The sequence below is a fragment of the Candidatus Hadarchaeales archaeon genome (assembly GCA_038736355.1).
Lineage (GTDB): Archaea > Hadarchaeota > Hadarchaeia > Hadarchaeales > WYZ-LMO6 > WYZ-LMO6.
In genome coordinates, this window is record JAVYML010000002.1 from 216,074 (window position 1) to 235,652 (window position 19,579).

General features: G+C 55.5%; 20 protein-coding genes and 3 tRNA genes. 9 read left to right on the plus strand and 14 right to left on the minus strand.

Annotation, left to right across the window (positions count from 1 at the left end; translation table 11 throughout):
* Positions 1-23: 23 nt before the first annotated feature.
* The 3 genes from QXG22_03450 to QXG22_03460 are packed head-to-tail and all read right to left on the minus strand — an operon-like array spanning position 24 to position 3,479.
* Positions 24-863: a class I SAM-dependent methyltransferase family protein gene (locus QXG22_03450; protein MEM0359053.1), complete on the minus strand. Its 840-nt coding sequence runs from the start codon at positions 861-863 to the stop codon at positions 24-26.
* Positions 860-2,269 carry a DHHA1 domain-containing protein gene (locus QXG22_03455; protein ID MEM0359054.1) on the minus strand — a complete coding sequence of 470 codons (1,410 nt, stop codon included), beginning with the start codon at positions 2,267-2,269 and terminating at the stop codon, positions 860-862. The genes QXG22_03450 and QXG22_03455 overlap by 4 nt, the downstream gene beginning before the upstream one ends.
* 4 nt (positions 2,270-2,273) lie before the next feature.
* On the minus strand, positions 2,274-3,479 hold the full coding sequence (locus tag QXG22_03460; protein ID MEM0359055.1) for a 2,3-bisphosphoglycerate-independent phosphoglycerate mutase: 1,206 nt from the start codon (positions 3,477-3,479) through the stop codon (positions 2,274-2,276).
* Between the two features lie 78 nt (positions 3,480-3,557).
* Between QXG22_03460 and QXG22_03465 the strand changes: the two genes are divergently transcribed.
* The 3 genes from QXG22_03465 to QXG22_03475 all read left to right on the plus strand — a co-directional run bounded on the left by QXG22_03465 (position 3,558) and on the right by QXG22_03475 (position 4,685).
* Positions 3,558-3,646 (plus strand) — tRNA-Arg (locus tag QXG22_03465).
* 107 nt (positions 3,647-3,753) lie between these two features.
* Positions 3,754-3,827, plus strand: a tRNA-Arg gene (locus QXG22_03470).
* A 51-nt stretch (positions 3,828-3,878) separates the two neighbouring features.
* Positions 3,879-4,685, plus strand: coding sequence for a S16 family serine protease (locus QXG22_03475; GenBank protein MEM0359056.1), 807 nt, complete (start codon positions 3,879-3,881; stop codon positions 4,683-4,685).
* On the opposite strand, the gene QXG22_03480 is transcribed toward QXG22_03475, so the two are convergent.
* Positions 4,672-5,202 (minus strand): hypothetical protein, encoded by a 531-nt coding sequence (locus QXG22_03480; protein ID MEM0359057.1) that lies wholly within the window; start codon positions 5,200-5,202, stop codon positions 4,672-4,674. The two genes, QXG22_03475 and QXG22_03480, sit on opposite strands and share 14 nt — an antisense overlap.
* Positions 5,203-5,314: 112 nt before the next feature.
* Positions 5,315-5,731, minus strand: a complete 417-nt coding sequence (locus QXG22_03485) for a hypothetical protein (protein ID MEM0359058.1) — start codon at positions 5,729-5,731, stop codon at positions 5,315-5,317.
* Positions 5,732-5,809: 78 nt separating this feature from the next.
* Here QXG22_03485 and QXG22_03490 point away from each other — a divergent pair.
* From QXG22_03490 to QXG22_03500, 3 genes are all read left to right on the plus strand, one after another.
* A tRNA-Trp gene (locus tag QXG22_03490) sits at positions 5,810-5,937 on the plus strand.
* 44 nt (positions 5,938-5,981) lie between these two features.
* On the plus strand, positions 5,982-6,773 hold the full coding sequence (locus QXG22_03495) for an electron transfer flavoprotein subunit beta/FixA family protein (protein MEM0359059.1): 792 nt from the start codon (positions 5,982-5,984) through the stop codon (positions 6,771-6,773).
* A gap of 2 nt (positions 6,774-6,775) precedes the next feature.
* Positions 6,776-7,741, plus strand: a complete 966-nt coding sequence (locus tag QXG22_03500; GenBank protein ID MEM0359060.1) for an electron transfer flavoprotein subunit alpha/FixB family protein — start codon at positions 6,776-6,778, stop codon at positions 7,739-7,741.
* Here the strand turns inward: QXG22_03500 and QXG22_03505 are convergent.
* The 8 genes from QXG22_03505 to QXG22_03540 are packed head-to-tail and all read right to left on the minus strand — an operon-like array spanning position 7,713 to position 14,152.
* Complete coding sequence (locus QXG22_03505; protein MEM0359061.1) at positions 7,713-9,194, minus strand: CoA-binding protein; 1,482 nt, start codon at positions 9,192-9,194, stop codon at positions 7,713-7,715. The genes QXG22_03500 and QXG22_03505 overlap by 29 nt on opposite strands.
* A complete protein-coding gene (locus tag QXG22_03510; protein MEM0359062.1) occupies positions 9,187-10,056 on the minus strand; it encodes a CoB--CoM heterodisulfide reductase iron-sulfur subunit B family protein in 870 nt (289 codons plus the stop codon). The genes QXG22_03505 and QXG22_03510 overlap by 8 nt, the downstream gene beginning before the upstream one ends.
* Complete coding sequence (locus QXG22_03515) at positions 10,053-10,580, minus strand: 4Fe-4S dicluster domain-containing protein (GenBank protein MEM0359063.1); 528 nt, start codon at positions 10,578-10,580, stop codon at positions 10,053-10,055. Before QXG22_03515 ends, QXG22_03510 begins: the two co-directional genes overlap by 4 nt.
* A gap of 52 nt (positions 10,581-10,632) precedes the next feature.
* The gene (locus QXG22_03520; protein MEM0359064.1) at positions 10,633-11,022 is read right to left on the minus strand and encodes an OB-fold domain-containing protein; all 390 of its coding nucleotides are present in this window, start codon (positions 11,020-11,022) and stop codon (positions 10,633-10,635) included.
* A complete protein-coding gene (locus QXG22_03525) occupies positions 11,019-12,209 on the minus strand; it encodes a beta-ketoacyl synthase N-terminal-like domain-containing protein (protein ID MEM0359065.1) in 1,191 nt (396 codons plus the stop codon). Before QXG22_03525 ends, QXG22_03520 begins: the two co-directional genes overlap by 4 nt.
* Before the next feature lie 32 nt (positions 12,210-12,241).
* Positions 12,242-13,132, minus strand: coding sequence for a CoB--CoM heterodisulfide reductase subunit B (hdrB, locus tag QXG22_03530; protein MEM0359066.1), 891 nt, complete (start codon positions 13,130-13,132; stop codon positions 12,242-12,244).
* On the minus strand, positions 13,125-13,676 hold the full coding sequence (locus tag QXG22_03535) for a 4Fe-4S dicluster domain-containing protein (GenBank protein ID MEM0359067.1): 552 nt from the start codon (positions 13,674-13,676) through the stop codon (positions 13,125-13,127). The genes hdrB and QXG22_03535 overlap by 8 nt, the downstream gene beginning before the upstream one ends.
* Positions 13,673-14,152, minus strand: coding sequence for a GNAT family N-acetyltransferase (locus QXG22_03540; GenBank protein MEM0359068.1), 480 nt, complete (start codon positions 14,150-14,152; stop codon positions 13,673-13,675). The genes QXG22_03535 and QXG22_03540 overlap by 4 nt, the downstream gene beginning before the upstream one ends.
* 38 nt (positions 14,153-14,190) lie before the next feature.
* On the opposite strand from QXG22_03540, the gene QXG22_03545 reads away from it, so the two are divergent.
* The 3 genes from QXG22_03545 to QXG22_03555 all read left to right on the plus strand — a co-directional run bounded on the left by QXG22_03545 (position 14,191) and on the right by QXG22_03555 (position 18,154).
* The gene (locus QXG22_03545) at positions 14,191-15,519 is read left to right on the plus strand and encodes a DUF2117 domain-containing protein (GenBank protein ID MEM0359069.1); all 1,329 of its coding nucleotides are present in this window, start codon (positions 14,191-14,193) and stop codon (positions 15,517-15,519) included.
* Between the two features lie 62 nt (positions 15,520-15,581).
* Positions 15,582-16,736: a (Fe-S)-binding protein gene (locus QXG22_03550; GenBank protein ID MEM0359070.1), complete on the plus strand. Its 1,155-nt coding sequence runs from the start codon at positions 15,582-15,584 to the stop codon at positions 16,734-16,736.
* Positions 16,733-18,154 (plus strand): FAD-binding oxidoreductase, encoded by a 1,422-nt coding sequence (locus QXG22_03555; GenBank protein MEM0359071.1) that lies wholly within the window; start codon positions 16,733-16,735, stop codon positions 18,152-18,154. Before QXG22_03550 ends, QXG22_03555 begins: the two co-directional genes overlap by 4 nt.
* Here the strand turns inward: QXG22_03555 and QXG22_03560 are convergent.
* Positions 18,126-19,577, minus strand: coding sequence for a CoA-binding protein (locus QXG22_03560; GenBank protein MEM0359072.1), 1,452 nt, complete (start codon positions 19,575-19,577; stop codon positions 18,126-18,128). The two genes, QXG22_03555 and QXG22_03560, sit on opposite strands and share 29 nt — an antisense overlap.
* Positions 19,578-19,579 lie beyond the last annotated feature (2 nt).

Sequence of the window (19,579 nt, forward strand, 5' to 3'; positions counted from 1 at the left end):
CTCCCTCTCCTCCGCTCCAGCCTTTAAAAGTTGCTCCTGGGCCCTATCCTCGCATCCACCACCACATGCACCACTCCGGGAGCGTACCCCTTGACCTTCCTCACCCCCAAGATCTCCACCTCCCTGTCCGGAAAGGCCTCCCTCACCCTCCGCACCGGACGGACCCGATGGAGGGAAACGGGAACGCTCTCGTGGTAGTGTATGGTACCTCCGGATGGTTTCAGGACCTGGCCCGCTAGGGGGAGATACCGATGGGTCACGTGGAGAATGCCCAGGATCACCCTATCCGCCACCCCCCTAGGAGCCACCTGTTCGCAGTCTCCAAGGATGGGCACCACCACTCCCCCCAATCCGTTCAACCTGATGTTCTCACAGAGGTAGCCATAGGCCACGGGATTGAGCTCCACCGCATAAACCCTAGAGGGTCTGGCCAGCTTGGCGATGGGTAAGGAGAACTGTCCCACCCCGGCGAAAAGGTCCACGACTACCTCCCCAGGTTGTACCAGTCTCGGAATCCTTCCCCTCTCGTACAGGTTTCCGGGGGAGAACATCACCTTCAGGGGATCCAGTTTGAAGAAACAGCCATGCTCCCTGTGAAGGGTGACCGTTTCCCGATCCCCAGCGACTACCTCCAGCCTCGGTCTCCTCTCCCTTCCCTCCATTCCACCGACCTTGACGGCGACCGTCCTTATCCCGTTCTTTCCCAGCGGGGCCTCTCCTATCTCCCTCCTCCTCTCCCAGAGCTCGGGGGGAAGGGAGAGAATGGCCACATGCCCTATCCTCTGGAAACCCCTGGGGAGCCTCTCGAGTTCCTCCCCATCCAGTTTCCCTTCCAGGATTTTCCGGAGATATCCCCCACTCACTTCCCCTTTCTCCTTCTGGGGCCTATGCCCAAGCGCTTGAGGAAGGGTTCTGCCACGGCCCTGTCGAGCTGTCTGCGGAAGGTCCTTTCATGAGGGCTGACCTTCACGAGCTGTCCCACGGGGATGGAACCCGCCGCCATGCTGGCATGCCCACCCGCGAATCCGGGAAAGAGTTCCCTGAAGATCTGCCCCAAATGAACACTCTTGTCCCTGGTCCTGGCGGAGATCCTCACCATCCCCTCGTGCAGGCCGTAGACTAGGGAGTGGGAAATCCCCTCTCTCTGGAGCAGGAAATCCGCGATCTGCGGAACTGCCTCCGAATCCTCTATCTCTCCCAGGTTCACGAGGAAGCAGTTTTCCACGATTTTGGCCCTCTTCAGGGCGGAGGCCAGGGAATCGAAGGCGCTCTTGGAAAGGAGGGGAGAATGGAGACTCCTGAGAAGGTCCAAGTCCGCCTTCTCCAGGAGCTGCTGGAAGACCTCAAGGTCCAGGCGGGTCACCCCCCTCGTGAAGTACAGGGTATCCGTGACTATTCCCATCGCGAGTGCCGCCGCCAAGGTAGGGTCCACCTCCACCCCTCCGCACCACAGGTACTTGGCAAGCAAGGTGGAGGTGGCCCCCGTAATCCTTATGTCCTTGAACTTTCCCTGCACCTCGCTGGCCGGGACCGAATGGTGGTCTATCACAACGGTGGGGAAGATCTCCTTGGGAAGGGCCGATCCGGAGTGGGTGGAAACATCCACCAAGGCTATGATGGAATATTTTTCGAAATCCACTGCCCTGAGGTTCAGGAGCTCCAGCTCCAGCAGATTCCTCATCACCCTGTTTTGGTAGTATCCGCCCACCTCTCCAGCGCAGGAAAGGTCAGCCTCCATCCCAAAGGCCCTAGCGTACTTCTTGAGGGCTGCCGCGCTGGCCAGGGCATCGGGATCGGGATTGACCTGCATAACCACCAACATCCTCCCCTTCCTGGAGAGGAGGAGCCTCCTGAGTTCCCTTTCCTTCCTCATACACTCCAAGTCCTCCAGGGCACCGAGCAATCTATCCGCCAGGAGCTGGGAGAGGGGAAGGACCATGTCCGCCCCTTTCTCCTTGAAATCCAGCTCGAAGAGTTCGTCCGGGACGAGCGCCAACACGGGAGGAAGATCCTTCTTCCTTTCTCCTATCACCTTCAGCATCTCCTCCGCCGAGGGGAGATCCTGGGAGGCCACCACCAGTGCCTCGGCTTCCCTGAAGACCTGTGGAAGTTCACCCGCCGGATCCCATCTCTCCACCTTGAAAGCCCTACCCGAAAGGAGGCTGGCCTGCCTGGAATCGGTGACTGCGAAACCCACTTCCCTCCCCTGCCTCCTCAGACGTTCCGCCACCTCCAACCCCACATCGCCCACTCCCAGAATCAAGTACATATCCTCAAGCCCCAAACTTCTTCGATTTTCCCATTAGGTTCACTAGGATGGGCAAAAGCTCTACTCCCCTTATCCTGCCCAGTCCCCCCCTCGCACAGGCCCTTTCCCCGAACCTCTCCACCTCATCCGTCCGCACTCCAGGACCCACTATCACGAGGGGCACGGGATCGGCCGTGTGTTCCCTAACTTCAACGGGGGTGGTGTGATCGGCCGTGAGGATGAGGAAATCCGCCAGTTCCTTCAAGCGGGAAAGGTGCTCATCGAAGCGCTCCGTGAACTCCACCTTCTTCTCCACCTGACCGTCGTGGCTTACCTCGTCGAATCCCTTTACGGAGTAGAGCACGAAATCGTTTTTTTCCAACATTTCTTCCACCTTCTTTTCTTCGGCCTTTAGGTCGGTATCGATTCCCGTGGTGGAGGTGGGGATTTCTACCGTCTGCATACCCAACAGCCTGCAGACCCCCCTCACGAGGGCGGCGGCGGCCACGCATCCTCCCTTCAAAGAGAATTTCTTTTCCAGGGGTTCAAGTGCGGAAAAAGTTCCTCCTCCCCTTATGAGAAGATAGTTGGCGGGTGGAAGGCCCCTTTCCTCCCTCTCCAGGTTCAGGGGAGCCTTCTTCAGGAGCTCGTGGGCCTTCTTTATGAACTCGTTGAGTATCCTCGCCGTCTTCTTCGCCCTCTCATTCAGGGGCTCGATGGCCTTCACCTTGACCCCCGTGAGATGGGGGTCGTTGCTGGAGACCTCATGGGAAAGGCCCTTTCCCCTCAAGACCAAAACGGCCCTGTGGGAGGAGGTACTCTTGAAGATGATCTCCACCCCATCCACCTTGATCTCCCTGAGCAACTTCTCCAGCTCTCCACCGTCACGAAGACGACCCGCCCTCCTGTCCTTCAGTAGAAGGTCTTTGTCCACGGTGGCGAAGTTCACCCTGAAGGCCACATCTCCTTTCTTCAGTGAAATTCCTGCACCGGCGGCCTCGAAGGGTCCCCTTCCCAAATAGGTCTTGAAGGGATCATAGCCCAAGAGGGAGAGGTGGGCCGTGTCGCTTCCGGGGGTAATACCTGGTGCAATGGGGTCCATCATACCGCATATGCCCTTTCTCGCCAATTCATCCATGTTTGGAGTCCTGGCTTTCTCCAAAGGAGTTAATCCCCATCCCTTGATGGGACGGTCCGCCAACCCATCACAGACTATCATAAGAGCCTTCAAAGCCCTCAAAAAAAATGGTCCGGGAGATAAAAAGGTCTGCGGGAAAAAGTCAAAATGAAAAGGAAGAGAAGTTAAAAAGGGCCCGTGGCGCAGCCAGGAAAGCGCGGCAGGCTTCGGATCCCCGAGAAGAAACCTGTAGGTCGCGGGTTCGAATCCCGCCGGGCCCGTCCGTAAATTCCTGCCCCTGAAGTCAAAAGCTGGACCATGGAGCTCTGTTCCGATAGGCGATGAAGCCCTACGTAAACCTTTCCTTTATTTTCTCCTCATTTTCTCTGGGCCGGTGGTCCAGCCAGGATAAGACACAGGCCTCCGGAGCCTGTAACACGGGTTCGAATCCCGTCCGGCCCGCTCTAAAAGGGAATGAACCCGTTTAATGTGAAAGCTGAGAAAATATTTGGAATGAAAGCCAGAAAAACCTCCAATCAGTTAAAGTTTGCCGTGGCTTTCCTCTTGGGGCTGGTATGCGGTGTCCTAGGCTACCACCTTTTCCAACTCCCCCGATCACATGGCGGAGAATTTCAAGTGGATGTGGGGAAGTGGCTGGAAAATTCCGGCTCAACCATTCCCATCGTGGCCGTGAGCTCGGGGGAGAATCCTGTGGGGGTGATGTGTACCCTAGCCGTCAAGATCAAAGCTGGGGAGGGCTACGTGTACGTGAGCGTGGACCCCACGTTGGTGGGTTTCGACTTCCAAGATTCCGAGAGGAAGGCCATAAAGGTGGCCGGAACCTTGGCAGGCTATCCGCTGGATGAAGATGGGATAGGACTGAAGGGATACGACATCTACTTCCTAGTGGCCGGACCAGGGGAGGAAAAGGAGATCAGGGTGGAAGCCATAGACGGGCCTAGTGCGGGGGCGGCTATCACCGTGGCCCTCCTCTCCGTGCTGGAGAATAGAAGGATAAGGGAAGGTTATGTGATCACGGGAACGATAGAGGAAGACGGGAAGATAGGTCAAGTGGGGGGAATCTTTTACAAAGCCCTGGCGGCGGCGAAAAAAGGCGCCACGCATTTCCTCGTACCCAAAGGTCAGAGCAAGGTCACCATCTACGAACAGGTGACCTATGAACCCCTTCCGGGATGGCGATGGATTACTTATCGTCCCAAACTCGTGGACTTGAGCTCCTATCTTCGTGAAAAGGGTTGGAATCTTCAAGTACTGGAGGTTTCCAGGATAGAGGAGGCGGTGGCCCTCATGCTGGAGTGATCCCTTTTTTCTTCGGAAACCTGAAGAAAGAGAGCAGATGTTCTAAAAGGTCTGGTGGAAACACCCCATTTCCCAGTCCCATCTCATCCAGATAGTAGAGCTTTCCACCCTTGATCCCGAAATTGGGCATTTTCACATCCAGCACATAGCCCTTCTCGGCCACCTCCATGATGAAGTTCAGAACCTTCCTGAATTCCTGGATGGAGCGATATTTGAGGGGTTTCACGTATTCGTGGAAGGTGAGGGGGGTCACCTGCTTTTTGCCCCCCCTTTCCACGTATCCCACCACCATTCCGTAGTAACGGGGAAAGAAAGAGAACTTTTCATGGGCTTCCCTTATTCTGGCATCCAATTGTTTGGGCTCCACCAAGGGATTTTTCCCCGCATACCTTCCTTTGTATGCCTTCACCACCATTGGGCCCACCCTAAAAACACTCTTGAAAAGACCCTCCCCGACGAAAACCATCCTTCCCCTTATGCATGGGATTTTGGCTTTCTTGTTGAGGCTAAATTTCATTCTTCCCCCTTTTAGCCACAAGGGTTAAAATCCCATCCACCTTCTTCCGAAAGGGGCGAGGAAGAGGCTTTCGAGGACTGAGCCGAGGCGATGAAGAAAGGCACTGAGCCCCTCACCCCACATAAGTAGGTTTGTCTTCCCTTTCCTCTAGGGGCTTGGAAAGGAGAGGGAGGGGGAGAGGAGGGGGAAGCTGAAGGGAACGAGACAGGATGGTAGCCTCCACCAGCACGGCCCCCATGAGGGGCTGGAGGAGCTCGAGCGGAGGGGCCTTTCTCTTCTCGTAGTTTTCCAAGATCTTGTTTAGCTCCTCCTTTTCTCCCTTCACGAGGACCTTTCCTTTCAAGTTCACCTGAGCCACCGAGGGAGAATAGTGGATGGAGGCGGTATAGGAGATGACCATCCTTTCTCCCTCGTATTTCACTTCCGTCAGGCTCAGGTTGGTGGAAAGATGCATCTCCCTAGGGAAGGGCTTCTCATGGTCCCAAAGCCTTTCGGCAGAAAGGTATTCCAATCTTATCGTAATCTCCATCAATCCTTCTCCTCCCTTTCCCCAATTTAACTAGGGGGTTGGGAATAATCTTTAAGGGAGGGTGGAGGAAAAAGAGAAGGGGCCGTGGTGTAGCTTGGCAGCACGGCAGGCTCCAGTGAAACCGCAGGTCTACTGACGAAAGGATGATGTATCACTGGAGCTGGGGAGACCTGCAAACCCGGGTTCAAATCCTGGCGGCCCCACCATCCAAAAACAAAAGTTTTTTATATAAAGAGAAAGCAAAAGGGCGATGCGTGTAGTAGTTTGCATCAAGCAGGTTTTTGATCCTGCGGAACTCAAAGTGGACCCGAGCACCCGTCTCCTGATCACGGATGGAGTTTCAAAAAAGATCAGCGATTTCGACAAGAACGCCATAGAGGAGGCCGTAAGGCTCAAGGAGAAGTATCAGGCCGAAACCTTTGTAATAACCATGGGGCCAGCGGATGCCATGAGGGCCCTGAGGGAAGCCCTCGCGATGGGAATAGATAACGCCTATCTCCTCAGCGACCCTGCCTTCGAGAATTCCGATACCCTAGCCACCGCCAAGGTGCTGGCGGCGGCAATAAAGAAGATAGGAAACGTTGACCTCGTCCTCTTGGCCGAAGCCAGCATGGATGGCTATTCCGGGATGGTGGGTCCCCGTCTGGCCGCCCTCCTCAACCTCCCCCAGCTCACTTACGTGAGGAGCATCGTCTCGATAGGCGATGGGAAGATAGTGGTGGAAAGGGACCTGGAGGAAGGATATGAAGTGGTGGAAGCCAAGCTTCCCGCACTGGTCACCGTTACGAAGGAAATAAACGAACCCAGGTTTGCCACCCTACCCAAGATCATGGCCGCTTCCAAGAAAAAGGTAGACACGTGGGGTGCCGCGGAGCTGGGACTGGCAAAGGAAGAGGTGGGGCTCGCGGGCTCGGCCATCCAAGTCATGAAAGCGGAAGCGCCGGTGATGGGTAGAAAAAACATCATCTTCCAGGGTGAACTCCAGCAGCAGGTTGAAGAGCTGGTGAAAGCCCTCGTGAAGGAGGGAGTGCTGAAGGTGTGAGGATGACCGTGCTGGTCTTCTCCGAAAATATGGAAGTTGCTGCCGAGCTCCTGGGTAAGGGGAAGGAGCTCGCTGGAGAACTGGGAACCAAGCTTGCCGCCGCCCTCTTGGGAACTGGGGTAAAAGGCAAGGAAGGGGAACTCTTCGCTTATGGAGCGGACGTGGTCTATGTGGTGGATCACCCCGCCCTGACCCCCTTCTTCCCAGAGACCTACGCCGACGCCCTAGCGAAGGTGGTGGAGGAGGCCAAGCCCGAGGTGATCCTGATAGGCGCCACGAAGAGGGGAAAGGAGACTGCACCCAGACTGGCCACCAAACTCAACGCGGGCTGTGCGGCGGGGGCTACCAACCTGAGGATAGACAAGGAAAAGAGGCTCCTCATAGCGGAGCGTCCGGCCATTTCCGCCATGGTGGTGGCTACGGAATATTCAAAGACCAAGCCCCAGATAGCCACGGTGGCTCCGAGGACCTTCGAGAAGCCTCCAAGGGATGACTCCAGAAAGGGAGAAGTGGTGGAAGTGAAAGTGGACCTGACCGTTCCGGAAAAGAAAGTTTTGGAGCTGAAGAAGAAAGAAGTGAAAGGAATAAAGATCGAAGACGCCGAACTCATCACTTCCTGCGGAAGGGGTTTCAGGAAGAAGGAAGATCTGAAGATGCTGGAGGAGCTGGCGAGCCTGATAGGGGCCACGCTGGGATGCTCCAGACCGATAGCCGCCGATCTCAAGTGGCTTCCCGAAGATCACTGGGTGGGTCTGTCCGGGCACAAGGTGAAACCCAAGATGTACATGGCCGTAGGTATTTCGGGGCAGGTACAGCACCTGGCCGGAATGAGGGACTCGAAGATCATCGTGGCCATCAACAAGGACCCCGAGGCCCCCATCTTCAAAGTGGCCGATTATGGAATCGTGGGAGACCTCTACCAGGTCCTACCCGCCCTCATCAATTACTTGAAGAGCAGGAAGGGCTAACTTTCTTGGACCTTTTCTCCCAATAATCCACGAACCTCCTCAGAGCCCTGGCTGCCCTTTCCGTTGAGGGAAAGACGGGTATTCCACCCTCCACCATCTTTTTCCTCATCTCTCCGATGGCCCCCCACCTCCATTTCTTCATTTCCTTGGCATCCAACCCTGCATATGGAACCACTGCGAGCAGGGGTTTTCCCTTCTTTCTAAACTTCAGGAGATCGTTCACCTGCTCTTCCATCCAAAACCTCCAGATATCCTCTGGAAGGGGATCGTCTTCCGTTAGGTTGAAAACGAAAAAGTCGAAGATCCCACTTTCTTCCATCAGCTCCAGCCACTCCTGCGGCATGACAGGACGCTCCTGGAGGATGGAGAAGTCAACGGGATTCCCCACCCAATCCCATTCCCCAGGACACAGTTCTTTTAACCTCTCCCTCAAAGAGGGGGGCAGATCTGGAAGCTCGAAACCTTCCCTTTCCCAAAGGTCGGCGGAAAGAACGCTCTTTCCTCCCCCACCTCCCAAAACCGCTACCCTTCTTCCCACCGAAGGGGGAAGAAAGACAAAAGCCACGAGTTGATCCAGCAATTCTTCGAAGGTGTTTACTTCCACGGCTCCACTCGCCCTCAGGATCGCGCTCCAAACTTCCTCCCTTCCAGCCACCGATGCCGTGTGGGAGCGAATGGCCCTAGCTCCGGTTCTTCCCTTCCCCCCCTTCAGGACCACCACGGGTTTCTTCTCCGCCGTCTCCTTCAAAGCCTCGACGAATTTTCTTCCGTCCCTCACACCTTCCAAATACATCGCTATCACCTTGGTGGAGGGATGCCAACAGAAGTAGCGTAAAAGTTCCGCTTCATCCAAGTCCCTCCCGTTCCCATAGCTCACCACCCTGCTAAACCTCAGTCCCCTCAGGGCCCCATAATGAATGAAATCTGTGGAAAGACCTCCGCTCTGGAAAATTCCTCCCACCGGTCCTGGTTCATCCGGGAAATAATAACCGTAGGTGAGACCCACTTCTGGATTATACAATCCCATGCAGTTGGGTCCCAACAATCTTATTCCCAGTCTCCGGGCCTTCTCCACGATCTCCCTTTCCAGCCTTTCCCCTTCCCCTCTTCCCGTTTCGGACATCCTTGCCGTGAAGAGATGGATTATCTTCACTCCTTTCCTGCCACAGTCCTCTAGGAGGGAGGGAACTTTTTCCGAAGAGATACAACATATCACGTAGTCCACCTCTTCGGGGATGTCCAATAGGCTGGGGTAAGTCCTTACCCCCAGAACCTCTCCCACCTTGGGATTCACGAAAAAGAACTTCCCCTTAAAATCCTGCAGGAGATGAACGGCATAAGCATGGCCTCCCGAGTAAGGATTGGGAGAGGCTCCTACCAAAGCCACACTTTTGGGATTGAAGAGTTCGTCAAGGAGCTGGGGATCCGTGCTCTCCCTCAGATCCTCAGCCAATTTTTTCCAAAAGGTTTTTCACTGGACTGCGGTTCAACTGCAGACCCAACTTCTCGGGCGCCAGTCCCATCGCCAAACCCAAGAGCTGGGTATAGTAGACTACGGGAAGGTTCAGGGCTTTTCCTATCGTGGTGGCTGCGGCATCCTGCCTGCCGTCCAACATGCGGTGCCCACTCGAACAGACCGTAACCAAACCATCGAAGCCCCAGTTCTGAACCGCCTCCACCTTTTCCCCAGCCAAAGTGAGAGAGGCATCCTTCCTCGTGTAGAAGAGATAGGCCCCACAGCAATCGAGGGCCTCGGGATAGTGGGGACTCTGGGCCCCCAGGGCTTCGATCAAGCTCGGGAGTTTCTTTGGATATTCTGGATCATCAATGGACCTGAGCTTCCTAGGACGGATGGCCTGACATCCCGTGTGGGCTGCCAGCTTCAGCCCCTTCAGGGGTTTCTTGATCCTCTTCTTTATCTCTTCCACCCCTATCCTATCGTGGAAAAGTTCCAGCGGGTGGAGGATTTCCACCCCGTCCAAGGGTCCCCTCCCTTCCTCCTTGAGGAGGGAGGAGATCTTTTCCCTTAGCTCGGAATTGGTCGTCAGGAGGAACTTGGCTTCGTAGAACATACGATTGCATACGTTGCAGAGGGTGATGAGGGGCACACCCTTTTCGGCCGCCAATGCCATGTTCCTAGCAGCCAAATAGACCCAGCCCACCGTCCCCACGTTCTGGAGGGGCCAGCCACAACAGGAGAAGCCGGGAACTTCCACCACTTCCACTCCTAGTTCACGCAGGACCTCACGGGTTGACAGCTCACACGCGTATTGTTCCGTTGCCGCAATGCACCCGGGGAAAATCGCGACCTTCATTCTATCTGCTCCTCCATGGCCTTCATGAGAACCGAGCTGAACTTTTCCAGGTTGGGAAGGGTTATCGGTGGGAGGCCTAGTTGTTCCCTGTCCACCGAAGTCTCACCCACCTTCACCTTCTGGATACCCTGGATGAACCCGGTTTCGGTTACGTTCATGATGATTTTGGAGAGGTCCTCGGGAATTTCCGCACCGGAACTAACCGTCATCCTCCTCAAGAGGAAGATCACATCCACAGGGGCCACATCCTGGGGACACCTCTCCTTGCATTTCAAACACTGGCAACAAGCCCAGAGGAGCTCGGATCTCATCATGTCCTCCACGAATCCTAGTCTGACGAAATTCACGAAGGAATGGGGCATGATTTCCGTGAGCCTGAAGGAAGTACAGCCACTCGTACATTTGAAGCACTGATAGCAGTGGAAGGGGTTCTCCAGCTTGAGTTTCTCCACTACCTTGTAGAACCTATCCACCAAATCCGGTTGGGGTTTGGTGGCCCTCAACTGATCCGTTATACCTACCATTTTGGACCGACTTATTACTCCCGACCTATATTTAACTTTATCGTGTTGGCTTTTACTCCAGGCTGAAGACGGGGCTAACCCTCTCTCCTGCCGAGTACTTGTCCGACCAAACGTGTACCCCCGAAAGTCTGACCCTTTTTCCCAGGATCTCCTGTCCTGCTCCTTCCGGAACTTCCAACCTTCCCATCACCCACGGTCCCTCTTCCGTCTTCACCAAACAGACGGCATATGGACCCTCCATTCCCTCTGGTGGTACCCTTATGATGGTGAAAGTCATCAATTCACCCCTCCCACTCAGCTCAGTCTCCTCCAACCTCCTGCTCCCGCATTTGCGACATGTCGCTAGGGGAGGACAGGTAATGGCTCCGCAGTCCAAGCATCTCAGCCCGAGCAATTTTCCCTTCTTCAATCCTTCCTCGTAATCCTTGGAAGAGAGCCTCATCCTTTCCTCCCCAGGATGATATGGCAAAGGGTACCGTAGGCTCCACCCATGGTATCAACCATTCCCCTTTCGGGTATGGGATCCACCTGATTTCCCTTGGGTGCCTCTCCCCTCAACTGCTGCACGATCATGCAGACCTGTGAGGCCCCCGTGGCCCCTATCGGATGTCCCTTCCCTATCAGACCTCCAGACATATTGGTCGGGAGCTTTCCACCGCTTTCCGTTTGTCCCTCCTCCACCGCCTCTCCAGCTTTTCCCTCAGGGAAGAACCCCATCGCCTCGAGGGCAACGATTTCAGCAATGGTGAAGCAGTCATGAAGCTCGAGCACCTGTATGTCCTTGGGTTCCAAACCTGCCTGCTTGAAAGCCATTCTGGCCGAGAAAACCCTGGAAGGTGGTTTCACCAGTTCCTCCTCATAGAGGGCCATGGGACCTCCGGTCCCTTGACCTGTCCCTAGGATGTAAACAGGCGTGTCCGTGTATTCTCTGGCCCTTTCCCCCGCACAGAGGATGAGGGCGGCTGCCCCATCGGTAAAGGGACAACAATCCAAAAGGGTAAGGGGATCGCAGACCATCCTGGAATTGAGTACCTCTTCCACCCTCAGGTTCTCATACTTTCCATAGAACTGTGCCAGGGGATTCCGGGCTCCATGTCTGTGGTTCTGGATCGAAACGCATGCCATCTGCTCCCTCAACCTCTCCAAGGGCACTCCGTAGATCCTGGAGTAGAGTCTTGCCACTAGGGCGAAAACCCCCGGAAAGGTGAGACCGGCTGGGACCTCATAAACCGAGTGCATGGCCATGGCAAAGGTCCTGGTGGCCAGGGGAGTACCCATCGGAAGAACCCTCTCCGTTCCCCCCACCAGCACCAAATCGTAGACCCCGGAAGCCACCCACATCCAGGCATCCCTCACCGCCACGGTGGAAGAAGCACAGGCCCCTTCGAAGCGGGTGGAGGGGATGGGGCCCAGCCCTAGGTTTGCACGGCAGTGGACCGGCACCATGGCCTGACCCTCCTCGAAGTCCCCCAGGGCCGAACCCACGAAGAGGGCCTCTATTTCCTTTCCCTCCACGCCGGCATCCTCCATGGCCTGCTGAGCGGCTTCCGAAAAGAGTTCGACCGCCGTCTTGTTCTCCCATTTGCCGAACTTGGTGTGTCCTATCCCTATTACCGCCACCTCACGCATTTTTTACCCCTCCCATCCCACGGTAAAAACCTTTACTGTAATCCCAGCTTTCTCAAGAGGGACTCACAGGAAACGGCGTGGGCATCCATCCCCAACTCAGAGGGACTCATCCCCATCGCCAAACCCAAGAGCTGGGAATAGTGTACCACCGGGATACCGAAGACCTTCCCGAAGAGATTCTCGATTTCCTTCTGACCCCTATCGAACTGGAGATGGCAGAAGGAACAAACATCCACGATACAGTCCACCCCTATTTCCTTCAACTCCTTCAGTTTCCTCAGGGTGAACTCCAGCGAGTATTTCAAGAAAGCAGACCTCACCCCCCCTCCAGCACCACAGCACATCAGTTTGCTGGGATAGTCCACGCTCTTACATCCCAACACTTCCACCAATTCGTCCACCAGCCTCGGTGCTAGGGGATTATCTATGCCCTTGTGCTCCGAGGGGCGGAGGAGATGACAGCCATAATGAACCGCCACCCTAAGGTCCAGGGTTCTTTTGATCCGTTGTTTCAATCTCTCTAGCCCATAATCGCGAAGTACCTCGGTGAAGTGATGGACCCCTATCGTACCGGAATACTTCCTCCCCACGCTGGCGAGTATCTCGTTGACTTTTTCCCTTATCCCCACATCTTCTCTCAACACCCTGTTCACCTCGAAGAGGGTATCGAAACACCCGTTGCATACGGTGAGGATATCCAGTCCCATCCCCTCGGCGATGGAAAGGTTCCTAGCCCCCAGCAAGAGCCAGGTTAAGGCATCGAAAGATCCCACCACACCAGGAGCCGGACAACAGGAGGCCCCCTCCATATCCCTCAGTTTTATTCCCAAGCGCTCGAAGACCTTCCTAGTGGCTGCTTCTATTCCTGGGTAACGGTTAGGGGTGATGCAACCTAAGTAAAACGCGTATTCTTCTTTAACCATCCTTTCCCTCCCCGAGCAATTTCTTGAAACCAGAGCGTTTCACCAACTCCCCCACCTCCTCAAGGGCCCTCGGGAAGGAATGGGTAGTGGGAGGATCCCCCGGGAGCCCCAGTTTTCTCCTGAGTTCCCTCACGGCATCGTTGACCGGAACCAAGTGTCCGGTCTTTATCAAATAACCCGCTATCTTGCGATGATCCTCTATTGCCCTTCCCTCCTTCACGGCCAGCCTTCTGGCCGCCTTCACCACGTCCACAGGCGCCACGCGCTGTGGACATACTTCCTTGCAGTACGAACAGGTTGTGCAGTTCCATATCACCTCCGAACCCACTATCCTCTCCTTCAATCCCAACCTAGCAAAGCCCACGAGCTGATGGGGCTTGTACCCAGGCTGGAACTTGAAAGCATCGCATCCACTGGTGCACTTCATGCACTGAAAGCAGAGATCGGGCTCCTGGTCCCCAACTTCCCCCTTCAAACCCTTGAGGAACTCTGGATCTTCCCCCTGCATGGAAAAGAGATCGAGGAGTCCCCTCTTGGGTCTCAACCTTCCACCTCCTTTTCATAGGTCTGTACCCACATTCCCTTCTCCTGTTCCCAGAGTCCCCCCCTCTTCCTGAAACCGAGCTGATCCACGCATTTCTTGCTTGGTAGCTGGTCGGGGAGGATGTTCACAACCACTTTCTTGAAACCCTTCTCCCTAGCAAACTCCAGCAAATGACGATACATGGCAATGGCCAATCCCTTCCCCCTCCACTCCGGGTCCACCGTCTGATGCTCCCCCAGCACTTCTTCGCCCAGGGGTACTGCCTTGTACATTCCCACGAGCTTTCCCTCCTTCCGGACACCGAAATAATAAATTCCTTTTTCCATCTCCTCTAAAATCTTTTCCCTAGGCAAGGTCCTCTTCCTTCTCCATGCCTCCGGGTATTCAAGAGCCCAAGGCCACACCTTTTTCAAAAGTTCTTCTATTTCTGGAGCATCTTGGGGAAGGAGGCGTTCAACCTTTATCTCCTCTCCCATCCCGAAAGAATAGAGGATAGATAAAAAAAGGTGGAGGTTTGCTCCTCTTCTACGACATAAAACCGGAAGAAGACAGGCACGGAGCCAGAATACGTCTGGTCAGACTCCTCCGCAAAAAGGGTGGCATCCCCATCCAGCGCTCCACCTGGCTCCTCCCCGCCCTGGACGAAGAACTCATGCACCTCCTCGAAGAAATCAGGGAAAAAGGCGGAGTGATTTTCCTCTCCGAATGGAAACCCATCCCCCTGCGCGAGATAAAAAAGTCAGGACCCATCCGCGTGGGTGTGGTGATCCAAGGGACAAGAACCATAGAGGAGGGAATAGCGGAGAGGATCTTGAGGTTGTTGGAAGGGTGGGGCATCAAAACGGAAATCAAGATCAGTGGCACGATGGGGAGGATGGCCGCCCTGAGTCAGGGATGGGAAGGCGACGGGAAGGAGTTTTCTCTCCCAAGCCAAGCCTTGGAGGAACTGAGCAAAAAGAATCCCGACTTCCTTCTCCTCCTCACGGGATGCAAGTCCTTGGAAAACGGGGTGTACATGGGGAGGAAAATCGTGGAGAACGCCAAACTGGTAAGACTCTTGAGGATTCCCTTAACGCAGGTGGAGACGGCCGAAGGTGGGACGGTCATCCACTGGTCGGGCGATCCCTTTTTGAGCGAAAAGCTTGCCAAATCCCTCTCCCTCGAGCTGAGGTCCCCCCCACCCTTCACCTCCAGAATTGAAAGAAAGGGGGGAAGGGTCTACCGGAAACTGATGGGGGTGAGGCCTGGAGAAAAGATCTTGGTGAACGGATACGTGGTGGGTGAGAGCCTCTCCTCTAACGTTACGCTGATAGCTAAGGATGGAAGACTGGAGGAAATCCTGGGGGGAAAGAAGTATCCCCGCGGTATCCAAAAGGTGGGGAAAATAGATCTCGCCAAAGCAACCGTCAAAACCCTTCGTACCTTGAGGATCCTTGGTCCCAAGGAAGCGAGAGGGGAAGAAAGAAGGGGGAATAGACTGGTTCTGATAGAAAGGGCCGATACCTCCTTGGAAAAGGCTCAGGGGGCGAGGATGGTGATCACGGTGGGTGACGACACTACCTTCATCACCCACGAAATCCTCTCCAAGTTGGGCATACCCGTTCTGGGGCTGATAGATGGTGATGCCGATGGATTGTTGGAGAAATCGGGGGGGAAGGAAGCCGGGTCGAATCTCTACCTCGTGAGGGTGAGTGCGGGAAAGGATGACGAAGCGGGGAGGATCCTAAAGAAGAGGCTTTTCAAAGAGAAACCCTGGATAAGGATGAGGGGAACCCCGGAGGAGGTGAGGAGGAAGGTGGTGAGGATCCTAGGAGAACTGGTCAGGGAGGTAGTGACCCTTTAAACTCGATTTTCCTCAAAGTGAAACAGACAAACCTTTTTAGGCAAAAGGACGAAGGAAGGCGGATGAAATCCGGAGAACTTCTCCGGGAACTCTACCACTGCCTCCACTGTCATTTATGTAACTTCGCCGACTGGCATGCCCTCGACGAGTGGCTACCCCTCTGTCCCTCCTATTCCTACTTCGGCTTCGAATCCTTTTCCGCCTCCGGTAAGATGGAGATCGCCAGGGCCCTTCTCTCTGGAGAGCTGAAGCCCTCCGCCCGCACCCTCCAAATCCTCTTCAGCGATCTGGGGTGCGGTGCCTGCCACAGCCAATGCCATGGCCTCACAGGATTGAAGGTGGATCACGTCGAACTCTTTGAAGAGTTGAAGGCCATGCTAGTGGAGCGGGGTTACGGTCCCATGCCCAAACAAAAATCCTACGCGGAAAGCATCCGAAAGAACCATAACCCCTATGGAGAAAAACACGAAAAGAGGACGGCTTGGTTGGAGAAGGAGCTTCCCTCTCAGGCCAAGACGGTCTATTTCGTGGGTTGCACCTCCTCCTATCGTCAGAAAGAGATAGCGAGAAACACCATCGAGATCTTGCTGCGTTCGGGAGAGGAGTTTGCCTTACTCGGGGGGGAAGAATGGTGCTGTGGCTCTCCCCTCCTGCGCACCGGACAGAGGAAGCTGGCCAAGGAGCTGGCGGAACACAACTTGGAGGCCCTCAGGAAGGCCGGTGCCAAAACCGTGGTCTTTTCCTGTGCCGGCTGCTATAAAACCTTCTCCAAAGACTATCCACGCCTGCTGGGGAGGGAATTGGGGATGGAACTCCTCCACACCAGCCAATATTTCCTGAGGATCCTCTCCGGAAGAAAGCTGAAGGGGAACGGCAGGAAGGTCACCTACCACGATCCATGTCACCTGGGAAGGGGAATGGGGGTCTACGAACCTCCCAGGGAACTCCTGAGGCTCGTCTCCGGAAGTCTAATAGAGATGAAGAGGTCTAGGGAGAATTCCTGGTGCTGTGGGGCAGGAAGCGGGGTGAAATCGGCCTTTCCCGACTTCGCCCTTTGGTCCGCCTCCAAACGCTTGGAAGAAGCCGAGAAAACGGGTGCGGAAGTGCTGGTTTCCTCCTGTCCTTTCTGCAAAAGAAACCTTGAAGATGCTGGGAGGAAAAGGGGAGGGATGGAAGTAAAGGATTTGAGCGAACTACTGGCGGAGGCCCTCGCATGAGTCCCAAAAGTCTTGAGAAGGAGCTGGCCAAACTCGTGGGGGAAGAAAATGTCTCCTCCGATCCCACCGACCTCATCCCCTTCGAGAGGGATGATCAGTTCTTCCTGGTTCCTCCCCATCGACCGGATGTGGTCGTGAGGCCTGGTTCCACCAAGGAGGTGCAGGCCGTTCTTAGACTGGCCCACCGCCTGAAAATTCCCGTGGTACCCCTGGCCTCTGGGATCAACCGCAAGGGGCTCTGCATCCCCTCAAAGGGAGGAATCCTACTGGACCTCAGAAGAATGAACCGCATCCTCGAAATCAACGAGGAGATGATGACGGCCACGATAGAACCAGGAGTGAGCTTCGGACAGCTGGTAAACGAGGTGAAGGGGACTGGACTCAGGGTGATCACCCCTTGGGCTCCCTCCACGGCTTCGGTTCTAGCCAACTACATGCTCAGGGGAATCTACGGACCGGCCACCCGCTACGGAACCGACCACCTCATCTCCATAGAGGTGGTGCTTCCCGATGGAAGGCTCCTCAGGACGGGCTCCCTCAACACTCCCACCTCCCGTCCCCTCCCCTACTGCAACATCGTGAACGGACCCGACCTCTGCAAACTCTTCCAAGCCAACCCCGGAACGATGGGGGTGATCACGAAGGGAACGATAAGACTCTACCCCATGCCGGAGGTGATAAAACCCTTCATGGCTTCCTTCCCCAATTACGAAGCCATGGTGAAACCCGCCATCGAGCTCACCGTCAGGGACGTGGTGGAGGCCTGCTGGACGATGACCTTCACTCCCTCTTCCCTGCGCACCCTCACCAGCGGGGGAAGGCTGGAGGGTCTGGCCGATCTCTTCGAGCAGGATTTCTTCAGCATGTGGCTCTACGTGGCGGGGGATAGGGAGAGGGTGGAAAGGGATGAGGAAAAGATGAGGAAGATCGTGGAGGAAAACGGTGGGACCTTCCTCCCCTTGCCCCCCGAAACGGAAGAGGAGATGATCAAGGATGAAATCTGGGAAAGGACGAGCGTGAGGGGCTGGAAGAAGGGGAACCTCTACGGATGCTCCTTCTACGGCGTGATGAAGCTGGCCCCGGAATATTACAGGGTATGCAGGGAAATCAGCTTCAAGTACGGTTTCGACGAGTTCCATTATGAAGCCGTTCCCGTGGCCCCCTTCCACGGCCAGCTGGCCTACAACGATCCCTGCATCCTCTGGGATGCAGGAGATCCCGAACAGGTGAGGAAGATGAGGAGGCTCCACAGGGAAATCATGAGGGCCCTCCTGAAAGTGGGAATTTATGGCTGGTTCAGGCCTTTCCCAGGCGTGGTGGAGAGTAGAAAGCTAGGAGAATACGGGAGGCTGTGGAGGGCCCTGAAAGACCTCATCGACCCCCATCACATCATGAATCCTGGAAAGCCTCCCCTTTAGCCCTCTTTTCCCTGACCTCCCTCAGGAAAGCTAGGTGGGAAAGGGCCCTTGCCGCCCTGGCCGTGGTGGGAAAAACGCACATCCCACTCTTCACGAGTCTTTCCCTCACTTCCACCTTTTTCTTTTGAACCTCGAAATCCGATTCCACTGCAAGTACGACGGCTAGGGGTTTTTCTGGGAACTCCTCCATATCTTTCTTTATCCTTGCCAAAACCCTGAGCACTTCCTCCTCGGGAGTGGGGAGGGCCTTCATCATCATGTCCAAGTGGCTCACATGTGCTATCAACATGTCAATTCCGGGATCGGCGGCGAGGATCTTCACACACTCCTCCATGAGGGAGAAGTTGAAGAGCACGAAGTAGGAGAGGTCGACCGGATTCTTCACAGAGGTGCCCAGAGGTGGAACTACCCTCTCCAGTTTTCTCATCGTCTCCTCTTGAAGGGGGGCCACCCTCAGACCGTTTTTCTCACACGCGTCGGTAGAAGCCACCCCTGCTCCCCCTCCCGCCCCCACCACTGCCACCCTCCTCCCCTTGGGCAGGGGAAGGAGCCTGAGGGCGGAAATGACATCCGCCATTTCCTCGAAATCCTCCACTTGGATGGCCCCTGCCTGTCTGATGGCCGCCCTCCACACCTGGGCTGAGCCCGCCAGCGAACCGGTATGGGAGGCCACCGCCCTTGCTCCCGCCTCCGTTTCTCCCCCCTTCCAAACCACCACGGGCTTCTTCGCCGCCGTCCTCTTCAGCACTTCGAAGAACTTCCTTCCGTTCTTTGCCCCTTCCACGTACATTCCTATGATCTTGGTATCCGGATCCTCCTCCAAGTATTCGAGGAGTTCTTCGCAGGTAACATCACAAGAATTCCCGAAACTCACGATCTTGCTGAAGCCTATTCCCCAGTTTTCCGCCTTATAGGCGAATTCCTCGGCATGTCCTCCGCTTTGGGAAAGAAAAGCCACATCACCTTCCCAGAGGGGGAGACCGGCGAAGAAGGAGAGCCTGCCCTTGGGACAGTAAACCCCTATGCAATTCGGTCCTATCACCCTCACCCCGCTCCTCCTAGCCGTCTCCGCCAGCTCCCTTTCCCTCCTCCTCCCCTCCTCCGTCCCCTCCTCCCCATAACCGGCCGTGTAAATGCTGACGGCCTTCACACCCTTCCTGCCGCAATCCTCTATCACCTTGGGCACGGAGGCCGCGGGGATGGAAATCACTGCATAGTCCACGGGATGGGGAATGGCATCCACCGTGGGATAGGCCTTGTCCCCCAGCACCTCCTCCTCTTTGGGGTTGACGGGATAGACGGTGGCACCGGAATTCTTCAGACCATAGTAGAAGATGAAACCGAACTTGGAAGGGTTGTTGGAGGCCCCAACCACCGCCACCCCCCTGGGACGGAAAACGAGGTCGAAGTCCCCTCTTTCCATCC

What these genes read in the sequence shown, in the direction of transcription:
- QXG22_03550 (MEM0359070.1), top strand. Translation starts at nt 15,582, where the DNA reads ATGAAATCCGGAGAACTTCTCCGGGAACTCTACCACTGCCTCCACTGT.
- hdrB (MEM0359066.1), bottom strand. Translation starts at nt 13,132, where the DNA reads ATGGTTAAAGAAGAATACGCGTTTTACTTAGGTTGCATCACCCCTAAC.
- QXG22_03520 (MEM0359064.1), bottom strand. Translation starts at nt 11,022, where the DNA reads ATGAGGCTCTCTTCCAAGGATTACGAGGAAGGATTGAAGAAGGGAAAA.
- QXG22_03475 (MEM0359056.1), top strand. Translation starts at nt 3,879, where the DNA reads ATGAAAGCCAGAAAAACCTCCAATCAGTTAAAGTTTGCCGTGGCTTTC.
- QXG22_03560 (MEM0359072.1), bottom strand. Translation starts at nt 19,577, where the DNA reads ATGGAAAGAGGGGACTTCGACCTCGTTTTCCGTCCCAGGGGGGTGGCG.
- QXG22_03510 (MEM0359062.1), bottom strand. Translation starts at nt 10,056, where the DNA reads ATGAAGGTCGCGATTTTCCCCGGGTGCATTGCGGCAACGGAACAATAC.
- QXG22_03540 (MEM0359068.1), bottom strand. Translation starts at nt 14,152, where the DNA reads ATGGGAGAGGAGATAAAGGTTGAACGCCTCCTTCCCCAAGATGCTCCA.
- QXG22_03495 (MEM0359059.1), top strand. Translation starts at nt 5,982, where the DNA reads ATGCGTGTAGTAGTTTGCATCAAGCAGGTTTTTGATCCTGCGGAACTC.
- QXG22_03485 (MEM0359058.1), bottom strand. Translation starts at nt 5,731, where the DNA reads ATGGAGATTACGATAAGATTGGAATACCTTTCTGCCGAAAGGCTTTGG.
- QXG22_03500 (MEM0359060.1), top strand. Translation starts at nt 6,776, where the DNA reads ATGACCGTGCTGGTCTTCTCCGAAAATATGGAAGTTGCTGCCGAGCTC.
- QXG22_03515 (MEM0359063.1), bottom strand. Translation starts at nt 10,580, where the DNA reads ATGGTAGGTATAACGGATCAGTTGAGGGCCACCAAACCCCAACCGGAT.
- QXG22_03455 (MEM0359054.1), bottom strand. Translation starts at nt 2,269, where the DNA reads ATGTACTTGATTCTGGGAGTGGGCGATGTGGGGTTGGAGGTGGCGGAA.
- QXG22_03555 (MEM0359071.1), top strand. Translation starts at nt 16,733, where the DNA reads ATGAGTCCCAAAAGTCTTGAGAAGGAGCTGGCCAAACTCGTGGGGGAA.
- QXG22_03525 (MEM0359065.1), bottom strand. Translation starts at nt 12,209, where the DNA reads ATGCGTGAGGTGGCGGTAATAGGGATAGGACACACCAAGTTCGGCAAA.
- QXG22_03480 (MEM0359057.1), bottom strand. Translation starts at nt 5,202, where the DNA reads ATGAAATTTAGCCTCAACAAGAAAGCCAAAATCCCATGCATAAGGGGA.